Below are 14,850 nucleotides of genomic sequence, written 5' to 3' on the forward strand. Positions count from 1 at the left end.
GATTTGCCAACACTCTGAGGTAAAAATAAGGCAAACTTGTGATATTAGATTCGGTTGATATTGTTTTGCCGGTAACAATATTTTACCAATTAACATAAATTGATAAAAAAACAGCGCTAAAGCGCTGTTTTTCGAATTTACGTTTTCACTTTTACTGTTAAATCACCGCTAAGCGATAATTAGAACTGGTAAACTAAACCTAAACCAACCAGGTTGTCTCTGCCAATACCATATTTATCAGCAAAGCCATTGTTGCCATTGATTAGGTTAATTTTGTAATCAACAACTGCTGTCAGATTTTTGTTGAAATAGTAGAAAGCACCTAGAGAAACGTATTTCACTAAATCTTGCTTCTGCGAGTAGGCAGGATCAGTTAAATCTTTACCTTTAGACTGTACATAAGCAATAGATGGTTTCAGACCGATTTCGTCAAACAGATACTGACCAACCAATTCAAAGTTTTCAGTTTTGTTAGCGACGCGCGTCATGTCGTTACCGTTTACTGTTCTACCAAAACGGGTCATATTACGGGTTTCGCCGTACATCGCTGCCAGATACAGGTTGTTGGCATCATATTTGATACCAGCGTTCCAGCCTTCCGCACTATTACCGCCAGCTTCACTAATGGGTTTCTGAGCGCCAGTCAGACCACGATTAGATTTAGCATAACCAGCACCCAGTGCAACGCCCCAGCCTATATCGTAGTTAGCCGCTAAACCGAAACCGTCACCATTATTCTTCAGGAATTTATCGTTACCTGATTTATTGCTGTCAGTATTTTTGCCTTGGTACTGTAGGGCGAAGTTCAAGCCATCGACCAGACCAAAGAAATCAGTACTACGGTAAGTTAACAGGTTACGGTTACGGCCAGTCAAGTAGCTGTCAGCCTGAGACATAGAGTCTGCACCATAAAGAGGCAAAACGTCAGTCCAAGCGTTGACATCATACAGAACGCCATAGTTGCGACCATAGTCGAATGAACCAAAGTCAGCAATTTTCAAACCGGCATAAGCTAGACAGTTTGTGTTTTCGTTCTCAGCTTCACTTCTGTTGGTTTTAGTTTCCCATTCGAAATGACCAAAACCAGTTAGCTGATCAGAGATTTGAGTATCACCTTTTATACCAAGACGAACACGCGAATCATCGCCTTCATCGCCACCACTACTTTTGCCAAAGAAGTGACGAACGTCAACTTTACCGTATAGATCCAGCTTGTTGCCGTCTTTGTTATAGATTTCAGCTGCGTTTGCTGTACCAGCTAACAACGCCGGGATAACTATTGCAAGAATATTGTGCTTCATCATTATTACCCTCATTGGTGTTATTCGGACACCTGCCACTGCCAAAAATAAATTCCCAACCATTGGGAACTATCTTTAAGAGTTTAGTGTCGTCTCGTTTCTGCGTCCAGTGTTCCATTGGTAAATATTTTTATCTACCCTGAAAATGATACAAAAATACAATATTTGTAACAAAAGGAAATGTGTGTTTCAAAATATAAATAAAAGGGAACTTTTTGCTATTTATCATAATTAAAAATAAAAAGGCCAGCGATATACTGGCCAGTTATCATTATAATATTTATTCGTTTTTTAAGATTAAATATTTAAAAGCTTGCGTTACGTGGAGTACGAGGAAATGGAATGGTTTCGCGAATATTTTGTACGCCAGTGACATAAGCGACCAGGCGTTCAAATCCGAGTCCAAATCCGGCGTGGGGCACGGTACCATAACGACGCAGATCGCGATACCAGCTGTAATCTTGTTGGTTAAGTCCCATTTCTTCCATCCGGGCATCCAATTTATCTAATCGCTCTTCACGCTGAGAGCCACCAATAATTTCGCCAATACCTGGCGCTAATACATCCATGGCAGCAACAGTTTTATTGTCATCATTCAGACGCATATAAAAAGCTTTGATATCTTTTGGATAATTTTTGACCACCACGGGTGCTTTGAAATGTTGCTCAGCTAAATAACGTTCATGCTCAGAAGAGAGATCAATACCCCAAGCCACTGGATTTTCGAAGGATTGACCCGACTGTTCTAACACTTTAATAGCATCGCTATAGTCAACTTGAGCAAAATCCGAAGCAACAAATTTTTCCAACCGGTTGATGACGTCTTTATCGATCCGTTCGGCAAAGAAGGTTAAGTCATCATTGCGTTCTTGCAAAACCGCTTTGAAGACATATTTTAATATTTTCTCGGCCAGGCTGGCGATATCGTCCAAGTTGGCAAAAGCGACTTCAGGCTCAACCATCCAGAATTCAGCCAAATGGCGGCTGGTGTTAGAGTTTTCTGCGCGAAACGTTGGGCCAAAGGTATAAATTTTGCTTAATGCACAGGCATAAGCTTCGCCATTTAGCTGACCGGATACGGTTAGAAATGCTTCCCGACCAAAAAAGTCTTTATCAAAATTAATATCCCCTTTTTCTGTACGCGGAATATTCTGTAAATCTAATGTTGAGACGCGGAACATTTCACCGGCACCTTCGGTATCGGAGGCGGTGATAATGGGGGTTGAGACCCAAAGATAGCCTTCTTCATGAAAGAAACGATGAATAGCTTGGGCTAGCGTATTGCGAACACGGGCAACGGCGCCGATAAGATTGGTGCGTGGACGCAGATGTGCCACTTCACGTAAATATTCGACACTATGACGCTTGGCAGCCATTGGATAACTATCAGGATTTTCCACCATACCGACAACAACAACCTGAGTGGCAGATAATTCAAAATTTTGCCCTTGACCTTCTGATGACTTCACGATCCCGGTTACTTCAACCGAGCAACCGGTGGTCAGATGTAAAACTTCGGTTTCATAATTATCTAGTTCATTATTTACAATAGCCTGTAATGGATTAAAGCAGGAACCGTCATAGACGGCGAGGAACGAGAAACCGGCTTTTGAATCTCTCCTTGTACGTACCCAGCCACGAACGGTTACTTCTTCGCCTACCGCTACACGGCCTTGTAGTACTTCGACTACAGGCGCTATGTTCATAAAATACTCTCTTTTGATATTTAGTTGTTTAAAGTTGGTCCCGATTGGGGAAGGCCTTATGTTACTTGTCCTCGCGTAAGAAACAAGTAAAAATAGCAAGTTTAAAATGGGAATAACCAGATGAAAAGGCCTTTGTAATAAGAATTTAATTTATCCTGCTGCAACAATCGATAAAATAACTTGCCATAATAGTCAGTTAGGTTTGTTATCAATCCGCTTCGTTGTACTTGGGATATCAAAAGCTTTCTTTAAGCGAACGATAAATTCATCGTCATCACAGATGGTTTTTCCTGGGCTATCAGACAATTTTGCGACGGGTTTACCATTACATTCAACCAATTTAATCACAATATTAAGCGGTTTAACCTGAGGGATATTGCAGGTTAAACGGGTTCCAATACCAAAAATAAGATTAATACGTTTATAAAAACGTTTATAAAGAATCAATGCTTTTTGTAAATCAAGGTTATCTGAAAAAACCAGCGTTTTACTCATCGGATCGATAACCAGCTTTTTATAATGACTAATTGCTTTTTCACCCCATTCTAACGGATCACCCGAGTCATGCCGTAATCCTTGATAACGATTGGCAAAGGTGATATCGAAGTCGCGCAGGAAAGCATCCATCGTAATACAGTCTGTTAGTGCAATGCCTAATTGATTGGGATACTCATCCAGCCAACTTTGCAGCGCCACGCGCTGGCTATTAGCGAGATCAGCACTAATTTGCTGGTGAGCTTGAAACCACTCATGGGCTTGGGTGCCAACAGGTTTAAGCTGGAGTTGTTGGGCCAGCTTATAATTACTTGTACCGGTAAAATAAGGGAAATGGTTTTTGAGTTCATTGACAATAGCGTATTGCACCGCATGAGAAAAACGTCGGCGAGTACCAAAATCCATTAATTTGAAATTAGCTAAATCAATATTTTGTGTTTTTGCGTCTTGATAAAAATGCTTAATCAATTTATGTAACTGTTCAATGGCATCTTCGGTTGTTACATTGGGCGAGCGATCGCGGTGAACCAGTTCGCTGATTAAGGCTAATAGAGGTACTTCCCAAAGAATAACCTCACGCCATGGACCACTGATTCTTAGCGCTAACTGATTTTCTTGTGTGGTATAAACATTAACCTGCGTGGGATTGAAGCGAAAATTCTTTAACCAATCGAGATAATCAGCTTTAAAAAAAGGCAGTCCACGCAGATAGCGGTATTCAGTTGGCGTTAATGCAATATTTGCCATTAAATCTATTTGTTGGCGTACAGCCTGAGCATAGTTACCAAGTCGTTCATCACTACGGCAACGAAATTCTGCTACAACCGATACTTGGTTATAGTGATGAAAGACGGCTTGTTGCATATGCAGTTTATAAGCATCAGTATCTAGCAGTGATGTAATGATAGGTGGTGCATCTAAATTCATAATGCGTTAGCTATCCTCGCGGAAGCATTACTCTCGACTTAAAGATAAAATATGCCAGAGTATACCTGTTGATGTTAGTAAGAGTGAAGGCCGTTCCATATATATTTCTGGCGTAGTTATAAAAAATTCTAATCATCTATTTGATATTATCAAATTATTTTTATATCGGCAGAGTTTTTGCAGCAATAAATAACATGTTAATAAAAGACCAAACGGATTGAATATTAATCATAGGTATGATTTATGATCAAAAGAAAGATGTTTTAAGATATCATTATTGCCAAATAATTGACCATATTGAAACATAACAATAATTGATACAGGTAAAAATTTACTATGACGCAACAGCGACAAGAGAAATATCGTCAGGATTACCAGGCGCCTGATTACACCATTACCGATATTGAATTGGATTTTGTACTTGATCCTGCAACCACCATTGTCACTGCCATTAGCCGAGTAAAACGATTAAATTCACAGGCTAATGTGTTGATACTCGATGGCGAAAACCTGATTTTGCACACTATTCATATTGATGATAAACCGTGGACAGCCTATCGTGAAGAGGCAGGAAAACTGATTATTGAATCAGTGCCTGATACTTTTGTTCTTAAGGTAGTTAATGAAATAAATCCGCTAAAAAATACTGCATTAGAAGGGCTTTATGTGTCAGCTGATGTTCTTTGCACTCAGTGTGAGGCAGAAGGTTTCCGTCATATTACCTATTATTTAGATAGGCCAGATGTATTAGCACGTTTTACAACTTGTATTACCGCCGATAAATCGCGCTATCCTTATTTGCTCTCCAATGGTAATCAGATTGACAAAGGAGAAACAAACGATGACCGTCATTGGGTAAAATGGCAAGATCCTTTCCCTAAGCCAAGTTATCTTTTCGCCCTGGTAGCAGGTGATTTTGATGTTCTTTATGATAATTATGTTAGCCAAAGTGGCCATAATGTTACGTTAGCACTTTTTGTCGATAAGGGTAACCTTGATCGGGCTGACTGGGCAATGGTCTCTTTGAAAAATGCCATGCGTTGGGATGAAACACGTTTTGGCTACGAATATGATTTAGATATCTATATGATAGTGGCCGTTGATTTCTTTAATATGGGAGCGATGGAAAATAAAGGACTCAATATTTTCAATGCCAAATATGTGTTGGCCAAAACAGAAACGGCAACGGATAAGGATTATCTGAATATTGAAGCGGTGATTGGTCATGAATATTTTCATAATTGGACGGGTAATCGTATTACTTGCCGAGATTGGTTTCAATTAAGCCTGAAGGAAGGGTTAACCGTTTTTCGCGATCAAGAATTTAGTTCTGATTTGGGTTCTCGTTCGGTAAATCGGATTGAAAATGTCAGGCTGATGCGCGCGCATCAATTTGCAGAAGATGCCAGTCCGATGGCGCATCCTATTCGTCCGGAAAAAGTAATAGAAATGAACAACTTCTACACTTTAACCGTTTATGAAAAAGGGGCGGAAGTTATTCGGATGTTGCACACGCTGTTAGGCGAAGAACAGTTTCAGGCGGGTATGAAACTCTATACCGCCCGCCATGATGGTAGTGCCGCAACCTGTGATGATTTCGTGCAAGCGATGCAAGACGCCTCTAATATTGATTTGACTCTCTTTCGTCGTTGGTATAGCCAATCGGGTACACCTTTAGTGACGGTCAGAGATGAATATTTAGCGGAAAAACAGCAATATTTATTGCATATTAGTCAAATCACAGCACCAACGGCAGATCAAGCAGAAAAATTACCATTACATATACCGCTAGATATTGAGCTGTATGATACGCAAGGTAATGTAATTCCATTACAGCATAGTGGTCGTGCTGTGCATTCCGTGCTTAATGTGGTTAAGGCTGAGCAAACTTTTGTTTTTGATCAGGTTAATTCGCCGCCAATACCTTCATTACTGCGTGAATTTTCCGCGCCGGTGAAATTGGATTATTCATACACTGATGAGCAATTAGCATTATTGATGCAATATGCCAGTAATGATTTTGCTCGTTGGGATGCTGCGCAATCACTACTATCAATTTATATTAAAGAGAATGTCGTACGCCAACAGCAGCGGGAAGATTTAATATTGCCGCAGCATATTATTGACGCATTCAAATCTGTTTTACTTGATGAAGCCTGTGATCCGGCTTTAAAAGCGCAGCTATTTACTTTACCTTCAGAAAATGAAGTCGCTGAGTGGTTTGCTATCATCGATCCGATAGCTATCCATAATGTTATTAACTTTATTATCCAAAAATTTGCCACTGAAATGGCGGCTGAATTTGTTGCCGTTTATCATGCCAATAAAATGACTGAGTATCGAATCGATCATGGGGATATTGCCAAACGTTCTTTGCGAAATAGATGCTTATTTTATCTGGCTTTTGGCCATGATAAGCAACAAGCGGATAAGTATGTCACCGAGCAATATTATCAGGCTAATAATATGACTGACACGATGGCTGCTTTGAGTGCTGCGGTGGCGGCCCAATTACCGAGTTGTCAACAGCTGATGGCAGAGTTTGAACAGCGTTGGCGTCATGATGGTTTGATAATGGATAAATGGTTTATGCTACAAGCCACCAGTCCAGCTAAAAATGTTTTGTCAACAGTACGTACTTTATTTACTCATCCGACATTTAGTATGGAGAATCCCAATCGAGTACGTGCCCTGATTGGAACTTTTGTTGTGCAGAATCCGACAGCGTTTCATGCTGAGGATGGTACTGGCTATCAGTTTTTAGTGGAAATGTTAATTATTTTAAATAGCAGCAATCCGCAGGTTGCTTCTCGTTTGATCGAGCCGTTGATTCGTCTAAGACGCTATGATGAAACACGTCAAAATCTGATGTATCAGGCGTTAACACAGTTAAAACAGTTAGATAATCTTTCCGCTGATCTATTTGAAAAAATTACTAAGGCGTTGAAAAACCAATAGCATTTTATTTTTCACTAGGTTACCAGCGTTTTCCTTCATAAAAACGATTACTTAAATAAGATATCCCTTTTTTTATAAGATTATATGGGGGGGATATCTATCAGTTTGCTTTTACCTATTATTTTTAAAAACATAAATGATAAAAAGCAGTGTCATATTAGGCATATTTAAATTATCATGATCATCTGTACATACCATTGAGATTTGCTGATAAATTTAGCAATAGACTGTTTTTCTAGAATAAAAAACGGCAAATGGTTTCTACGACTAAATAATTTACATTATCTATCAAAAAAAGGTACAGCTAATGTTTTATCCCCTTATCCGAAAGGCGCTATTTCGCTTAAATCCAGAGCAAGCTCATGAAATTACCTTCCGGCAGCTTAAATATATCATGCATTCGCCGCTTAAGTTTTTGATCCGGCAGTCGGTCAATTTTAAGCCAACGACTTGTATGGGATTGACATTTAAGAATCCATTGGGATTAGCGGCCGGTCTTGATAAAGATGGTGAATGTATTGATGCTTTTGGCGCGATGGGATTTGGTTTCGTAGAAATAGGGACGGTCACACCTCGCCCACAACCTGGTAATGAAAAACCTCGTCTGTTCCGCCTGGTTGAAGCTGAAGGGCTTATCAACCGCATGGGATTTAATAATCTAGGTGTTGATAATCTGGTTGAGAATGTTAAAAAAGCGAAGTACGACGGTATTATTGGGATTAACATTGGCAAAAATAAAGATACACCGATCGAACAGGGTAAAGACGATTATTTAATTTGCATGGAAAAAATTTATTCATATGCAGGTTATATTGCTGTCAATATTTCTTCACCTAATACTCCAGATTTAAGATTGTTACAATATGGTGAAGCATTGGATGATTTATTGCAGTCAATTAAAAATAAACAACACTTATTAGCACAACAATACCAAAAGTATGTTCCTGTGGTGGTAAAAATTGCGCCTGATTTAACCGAAAAAGAGATTATTCAAATTAGCGATAGCTTAATTCGCCACCAGATTGATGGCGTTGTGGCCACAAATACAACTTTAGATCGGAATTTAGTGAAAGGATTAAGGTATTCAGAAGAAGCTGGTGGATTGAGCGGCCGACCTGTGCAATTGAAAAGCACTGAAATTGTGCGGTTGCTAACCAAGGAGTTAAAAGGACAGTTGCCAATCATGGCTGCTGGTGGAATTGATTCTTTGGTTGCAGCAAGAGAAAAATTGGCAGCAGGGGCATCATTGTTACAAGTTTATTCTGGATTTATTTATCACGGTCCTAAATTAATTAAAAATATTGTTAATTATATTTAATCTTAATTTAGGATTATAAAAAATTGACTGCTTTTTTATATATTAATATTTATTTTGTAATCTGATAATTTATTAAATTCAGGATTTTCTTTGAATATCTTTACGTAAAAACTCGAAATTATTTCTATTATTTATTTTATAGAAGTACTTTTTATCTTAATTTTAATTAGTATGGATTTTAAGCTTGTAAATAGTGTGATCAGATTGAGGGGTGATAAATGAAAATAAAACCAATAATCAGTGGCGCTGGTATTACGATAATGAACATGAAAGGATGATGTTAGATTTGGCTAATGGAATGTTATTTCGTTCATGTTTTCCAGCAAAAATGTTGGTGGCATCTGCTTATGGAGAAATGACTTTTAATATTGATGATGCGGGGTTATATCATTGTATTGAAGAACAGCTGCAAAAATTATCACTTTCTGATGAGCATAGTGCGGAATTAATTTTAAATGCATTAGTTGCTTTTCGTTTTTTAAAGCCGCAGATGCCTAGAAGCTGGTATTTTTTGCCAGTAAATTGCCACGATGATTTGGTGTTGGGGGATGTTGTTCAGGTTCATATTGAAGATAGTGGACAGAAAGCATTGTTTTTAGTGGCAGAAGCAGGAAAATATGCCAGCTTATGTTTATTAATTGAGCCTAGATTAGTTTTGAAAGATCGGGTAATGAGATTTTGTGATCCGATTAAGATTATGAATAATCGCTTAATTATTTATCAACCACCAGCCAATAGTTTAATATATGAAAGAGCTGTTTCATAAAAAAATAACCTGAATTAATCAATATTCAAGGTTTATATAATAACTAATTTGTGCAGCATCTTTAAACCAACAGTAATATCCATCATTCATTGATGACGAATGATGGATAAGAATTAGCTTAATAGTAATTTAATATTTGTTTTGGGAATGCAACTACAACTCAGGATCACGCCATCTTCTTTGATTGCTGTTTTTGTCAATGGGATCACTTCACCTGCTATTAGTTTCATTTTACAACAACCACAAATGCCCGCTCGGCAAGAGTAGGGAATTTTTAAGCCATGCTTTTCTAATTGTTCCAAGATAACAATTTGGTTATTGGCTAAATATTCTGTGCCATTAACATCGATTAATAATGTGGTTTCTTTTTCTGCATTAATTATCTGCGGCTTAGTTGATTTTACCGTTTTATATTGTTTAGGTTGTTTTTTAGTTAAAATTTTCACCGTATCGCCAACGCGGATCAGACCGCTATTTTTGGCGATGGCATTTTGGCCAAAATCAATTTCTCCATGCTCATCAGTGCGGAAACTTTGTAGTGTTGTTAACGGTTCTCCAGTCGGGTGCTGTGAGCCATCATCAATATTTACTGTCGTCAAAATGCAGCGGCTACAAGGTTTGACAAGCTCGAAAACAACCTCACCGATTTGTATTGTATGCCAGCTATCTTCAGCAAAAGCCTCGGCACCAGTTATGATCAAATTGCCTCTAAATTGTTCTAACTTAATATCAGATGGGCATTGTTTTTGAAGCGCTTTAAATGAGGCTCGATTAATAACAAGATAAGGATGGCCATCAGCAAATGAGAGAGGGATAGCTGGAAATTTTTTTATTCGGCGGCTTGGTATTTTACCTAACCATCTTAATTGAACAGCAGAATTAAAATATTGCGACAGCCATTGATTAATCTTCGCTGGTGCGGCAAACGCGGTAAAATGATTGCCCCACACTTCAGTTGGTAAGGGATGGTTAATAAAGTCTTTATATAAAATAGTTACTGTTTGCTTATCAGGTGCCTGTATTTGAATGCCATTTTCAAGTATTATTGGCTTAAATAACAGCATTTGTGGATATTGCCGCGCAGTAATAAACCCACCTTGATCATTGGTAACCATAAAATAGCGATCGAAAACCAGGCCACTATTTTCTGCATAAGCTTGTGACAAACAAATGCCTTTCATTGATTTAACTGGATGGATATAAAGACGAGATAACCGGATCATTCTTAACTCCTGTTTAAGCGCGATAATTTTGCTAGTAACTTTATGATATGTGCGCAGGGTTAGCTATAATGTGCAGCAATTTTTTATTCAGGTGACAACGATATGAGAGCTCTGTTTGCTACTACGGCATTTGGACTGGAAGAATTACTTAAAAGTGAACTGGAAGCATTAGGAGCAAAATATTGTCATATTGCTCAGGGTGGCGTGCATTTTCAAGTTGACGAACGTGGCATGTATTTGAGTCTGTTATGGAGTCGTTTAGCATCGAGGATTTTATTACCCTTAGCTAGCTGCCAGGTTTTTAATGATATGGATCTCTACCTTGCAGCACAGACAATTGATTGGCCGGATTTGTTTACCGTTAATGATACTTTTGCCGTTTATTTTAATGGAACTAACCAAGTTATCCGCAATAGCCAATATGGAGCTTTACGGGTGAAAGACGCTATTGTGGATAGCTTTACGCGTAAAATGAATAAACGGCCCAACATTGCCAAACAGCAACCCGATATACGGGTTAATGTCCATTTATATAAAGATAACGCCACCATATCGTTGGATTTAAGCGGTGATCCGCTCCATATCCGTGGATATCGTAGTTTAGCAGGGCAAGCGCCTGTCAAAGAGAATTTAGCGGCTGCCATTGTTTTACGCTCAGGTTGGCAGCCTGGTTTGCCAATGGTCGATCCTATGTGTGGTTCCGGCACATTATTAATTGAAGCTGCAATGATGGCTTGTGATCGTGCACCTGGTTTAGCGCGTCAATTTTGGGGATTTCAATGCTGGTCGGGTTATAATCCAACGCTTTGGGCTGCTGTAATTGCTGAAGCGGAAAAACGGTTTCAGACGGGGATCGAGCAAGCGACTGCGCTTTTCTATGGCTTAGATATTGATCGCCACATTTTGGAAATAGCCAAGAAGAATGCTAAACAAGCCGGTGTTCACTCTTTAATAAATTTCCAACCTGGTGATGCGGCTAAATTGGAGAATCCATTTACATTTGCTCAACGGGGGTTTATCACTAGCAATCCACCCTATGGTGAGCGTTTGGAAAGTGAACCTGCTTTAATCGCGCTTTACAGTCTCTTAGGCCGAGTATTAAAAAATCAGTTTCCAGGCTGGCGTTTATCGCTATTTAGTGGTTCGCCAGAACTATTAGCTTGCTTAGGGCTGCGAGCCGAACGTGAGTTTAAAGCCAAAAATGGACCGTTAAATTGCATTCAGAAAAATTATCTGTTATCCGCTAAAACGGTTGGCAGCCATAGCATGGTTGGCGAAGATTTTGCTAACAGGCTGAAAAAAAATGAGAAAAAACTTAATAAATGGGCCAAACAACAGGGGATTGATTGTTATCGCATTTATGATGCTGACTTACCTGAATATAATGTTGCAGTTGATCGTTATGGCGAACATATTGTTATTCAAGAGTATGCACCGCCCAAGAGTATAGATAGCCATAAAGCTAAACAACGTCTGTTTGATGTGATCAGTGCAACCATGCAGGTATTGGCATTAACTTCCAGCCAATTGGTGTTAAAAACACGCCAGCGCCAAGCCGGTAAGCAACAATATGAGAAATTATCCCAGCAGGGTAAGTTTTTATTAGTACATGAGTATAATGCCCAATTATGGGTAAATTTGACCGATTATTTGGATACAGGATTGTTTTTAGATCATCGTTTGGTGCGTAAAATGTTAGCGAATATGAGTAAAGGAAAAGATTTCTTGAATCTGTTTGCTTACACGGCGTCGGCGTCGGTACATGCGGGTCTCGGTGGTGCTCGTTCAACCACTAGTGTTGATATGTCGCGTACCTATTTAGAATGGGCAGAAAAAAATTTACAGACCAATAAATTAACCGGTCAGCAGCATCGGCTTATTCAGGCTGATTGTTTAGCTTGGTTAGCGCAGACGACAGAAAAATTTGATTTGATTTTCATTGATCCCCCCACTTTCTCCAATTCAAAACGAATGAATGCCACCTTTGATGTGCAACGTGATCATATCAACTTGATGATGCAGATTAAGCGCTTGCTGCGTCCCGGCGCTACAGTGGTATTTTCTAATAATAAGCGTGGTTTTAAAATGGATATGTCAGGCATTACTCAATTAGGATTAACTGCCAAGGAAATCACTCAGCAAACCATTTCACTTGATTTTACACGTAATCGCCAGATCCATAACTGCTGGTTGATTGGTCATGCAGATAAGGAAAAGTAATTTATGTCATTAATTAATATGTCAGCTGCCTATCTGGCTTTTAGTGATGCGCCGTTATTAGATAATACAGAGTTGCATATTGAAGATAATGAAAGGGTTTGTTTGGTTGGCCGTAATGGTGCCGGCAAATCAACCCTAATGCGTGTATTGACCAAAGAACAACCGCTTGATGATGGTCAGGTCGTTTATCAGCAGGATCTGCAGGTTGCTCGTTTACAGCAAGATCCACCGCGTGATATCGGTGGTACTGTTTTTGATTTTGTCGCTGAAGGTGCTAAAGAGCAGGCAAATTATATTAAATCTTTTCATAAAATAGCAAAAATGGTCGAACAAGATCCCTGTGAAAAGAATCTTAATAAGTTAGCTGAATTGCAGGAGGTATTAGATCGCGATAATTTGTGGTTACTCGATACACAAATTAATGATGTGATTAAGCAATTGCAGCTGCCAGCTGACAGTCCGTTATCTGCATTGTCCGGCGGTTGGTTACGCAAGGCTGCATTGGCGCGTGCTTTAGTCTGTGGGCCACGGGTTCTTTTTCTTGATGAACCGACCAACCATTTAGATATTGATACCATCTTATGGTTAGAAAATTTTCTAAAAGATTTTCAGGGTAGTATCGTGTTTGTCTCTCATGATCGCTCTTTTATTCGCCATATGGCAAATCGCATCATTGATCTTGATCGGGGTAAATTAGCCTCCTGGCCGGGCGATTATGACGATTATCTGATCAATAAAGAAGAAGCATTACGGGTAGAAGAGCAGCAGAATGCTGGGTTTGATCGTAAATTGGCACAGGAAGAAGTTTGGATCCGCCAGGGAATAAAAGCCCGGCGTACTCGTAATGAAGGCAGAGTGAGAGCATTAAAATCCTTACGGCTAGCACGTTCTGAGCGACGCGAGGTAATGGGGACGGCGAAGATGCAGGTTTCCGATGCAAGTCGTTCAGGCAAGCTAGTGTTTGAGCTTGAAAATGTTAATTATCGCATTGGCAATAAAGTATTAATTGATAATTTTAGTGTCCAAGTGCAACGTGGCGATAAAATAGCCTTAATCGGGCCTAATGGCTGTGGCAAGACAACATTGCTCAAGTTGATGTTAGGACAACTTGAGGCGGATAGCGGTAATATTTACCGCGGTACCAAACTTGAGATTGCTTATTTTGATCAACATAGAATGACGCTAGATCCGGATAAAACGGTGATGGATAATTTAGCTGAAGGTAAACAGGAAGTAATGGTTAATGGACAGCCGCGTCATGTGCTTGGTTATTTACAAGATTTCTTGTTTCATCCTAAACGGGCCATGACACCGGTGCGAGCCCTTTCAGGTGGAGAGAAAAATCGATTATTATTGGCACGTTTGTTTTTAAAACCCAGTAATTTGTTGATCCTTGATGAACCGACTAATGATTTAGATATTGAAACACTTGAACTATTGGAAGAGCTCGTTGATAGTTATAAAGGGACAGTATTATTGCTTAGCCATGATCGTCAATTCGTTGATAATACCGTAACTGAGTGCTGGATGTTTGAAGATCATGGTAAAGTTGAGCGGTATGTGGGGGGTTTATATGACGCCTCTTCGCAGCGTATACAAAAAATTTCTTTATCGCATGCTACTGTTAGTAAAGCCAATATTGCGGCAGTGGAAACAGCTAAAGAGCAGCCAAAACGAAAAAGTAATAAAATTAGTTATCATTTATTAAGAGAACTAGAACAATTACCGCTGCAGTTAGAAGCGTTAGAAGCTGAAATTGCCATCTTGCAATCTCAAGTTAGTGCGCCGGAATTTTTTAATCAGCCCCATAGCGTTACTGAATCAGTATTAAAAGCATTAGCTGAGAAAGAAGCAGAAATGGAAATGACATTTGAGCGTTGGCAAGAATTAGAATCACTTAAAGATAGCCAATAATTTGGCATTATGACTGTATAGA

General features: G+C 39.2%; 9 protein-coding genes. 5 read left to right on the forward strand and 4 right to left on the reverse strand.

The window, feature by feature from the left end:
- Positions 1–179 precede the first annotated feature (179 nt).
- The 3 genes from AACL31_RS15355 to pncB all read right to left on the reverse strand — a co-directional run bounded on the left by AACL31_RS15355 (position 180) and on the right by pncB (position 4,429).
- A complete protein-coding gene (locus AACL31_RS15355; RefSeq protein WP_339053327.1) occupies positions 180–1,304 on the reverse strand; it encodes a porin in 1,125 nt (374 codons plus the stop codon).
- A gap of 302 nt (positions 1,305–1,606) precedes the next feature.
- Positions 1,607–3,007: an asparagine--tRNA ligase gene (gene asnS, locus AACL31_RS15360; RefSeq protein WP_310511155.1), complete on the reverse strand. Its 1,401-nt coding sequence runs from the start codon at positions 3,005–3,007 to the stop codon at positions 1,607–1,609.
- 192 nt (positions 3,008–3,199) lie between these two features.
- Complete coding sequence (gene pncB / locus AACL31_RS15365; RefSeq protein ID WP_310511154.1) at positions 3,200–4,429, reverse strand: nicotinate phosphoribosyltransferase; 1,230 nt, start codon at positions 4,427–4,429, stop codon at positions 3,200–3,202.
- Positions 4,430–4,765: 336 nt separating this feature from the next.
- On the opposite strand from pncB, the gene pepN reads away from it, so the two are divergent.
- The 3 genes from pepN to AACL31_RS15380 all read left to right on the forward strand — a co-directional run bounded on the left by pepN (position 4,766) and on the right by AACL31_RS15380 (position 9,471).
- On the forward strand, positions 4,766–7,387 hold the full coding sequence (pepN, locus tag AACL31_RS15370; protein ID WP_310511153.1) for an aminopeptidase N: 2,622 nt from the start codon (positions 4,766–4,768) through the stop codon (positions 7,385–7,387).
- A gap of 307 nt (positions 7,388–7,694) precedes the next feature.
- On the forward strand, positions 7,695–8,705 hold the full coding sequence (pyrD, locus tag AACL31_RS15375) for a quinone-dependent dihydroorotate dehydrogenase (protein ID WP_032116345.1): 1,011 nt from the start codon (positions 7,695–7,697) through the stop codon (positions 8,703–8,705).
- 211 nt (positions 8,706–8,916) lie between these two features.
- A complete protein-coding gene (locus AACL31_RS15380) occupies positions 8,917–9,471 on the forward strand; it encodes a cell division protein ZapC (RefSeq protein ID WP_339053328.1) in 555 nt (184 codons plus the stop codon).
- Between the two features lie 113 nt (positions 9,472–9,584).
- Here the strand turns inward: AACL31_RS15380 and AACL31_RS15385 are convergent, their stop codons facing one another.
- Positions 9,585–10,694 (reverse strand): YcbX family protein, encoded by a 1,110-nt coding sequence (locus AACL31_RS15385; RefSeq protein WP_310511151.1) that lies wholly within the window; start codon positions 10,692–10,694, stop codon positions 9,585–9,587.
- Between the two features lie 102 nt (positions 10,695–10,796).
- Here AACL31_RS15385 and rlmKL point away from each other — a divergent pair, with 102 nt between their 5' ends.
- Both rlmKL and AACL31_RS15395 read left to right on the forward strand, forming a co-directional pair.
- Positions 10,797–12,914 carry a bifunctional 23S rRNA (guanine(2069)-N(7))-methyltransferase RlmK/23S rRNA (guanine(2445)-N(2))-methyltransferase RlmL gene (gene rlmKL, locus AACL31_RS15390; protein WP_310511150.1) on the forward strand — a complete coding sequence of 706 codons (2,118 nt, stop codon included), beginning with the start codon at positions 10,797–10,799 and terminating at the stop codon, positions 12,912–12,914.
- Between the two features lie 3 nt (positions 12,915–12,917).
- Positions 12,918–14,828 carry an ABC transporter ATP-binding protein gene (locus tag AACL31_RS15395; RefSeq protein ID WP_310511149.1) on the forward strand — a complete coding sequence of 637 codons (1,911 nt, stop codon included), beginning with the start codon at positions 12,918–12,920 and terminating at the stop codon, positions 14,826–14,828.
- Positions 14,829–14,850 lie beyond the last annotated feature (22 nt).

The organism is Arsenophonus endosymbiont of Crataerina pallida, from assembly GCF_964020125.1.
In the GTDB taxonomy this organism is placed as follows: domain Bacteria; phylum Pseudomonadota; class Gammaproteobacteria; order Enterobacterales; family Enterobacteriaceae; genus Arsenophonus; species Arsenophonus nilaparvatae.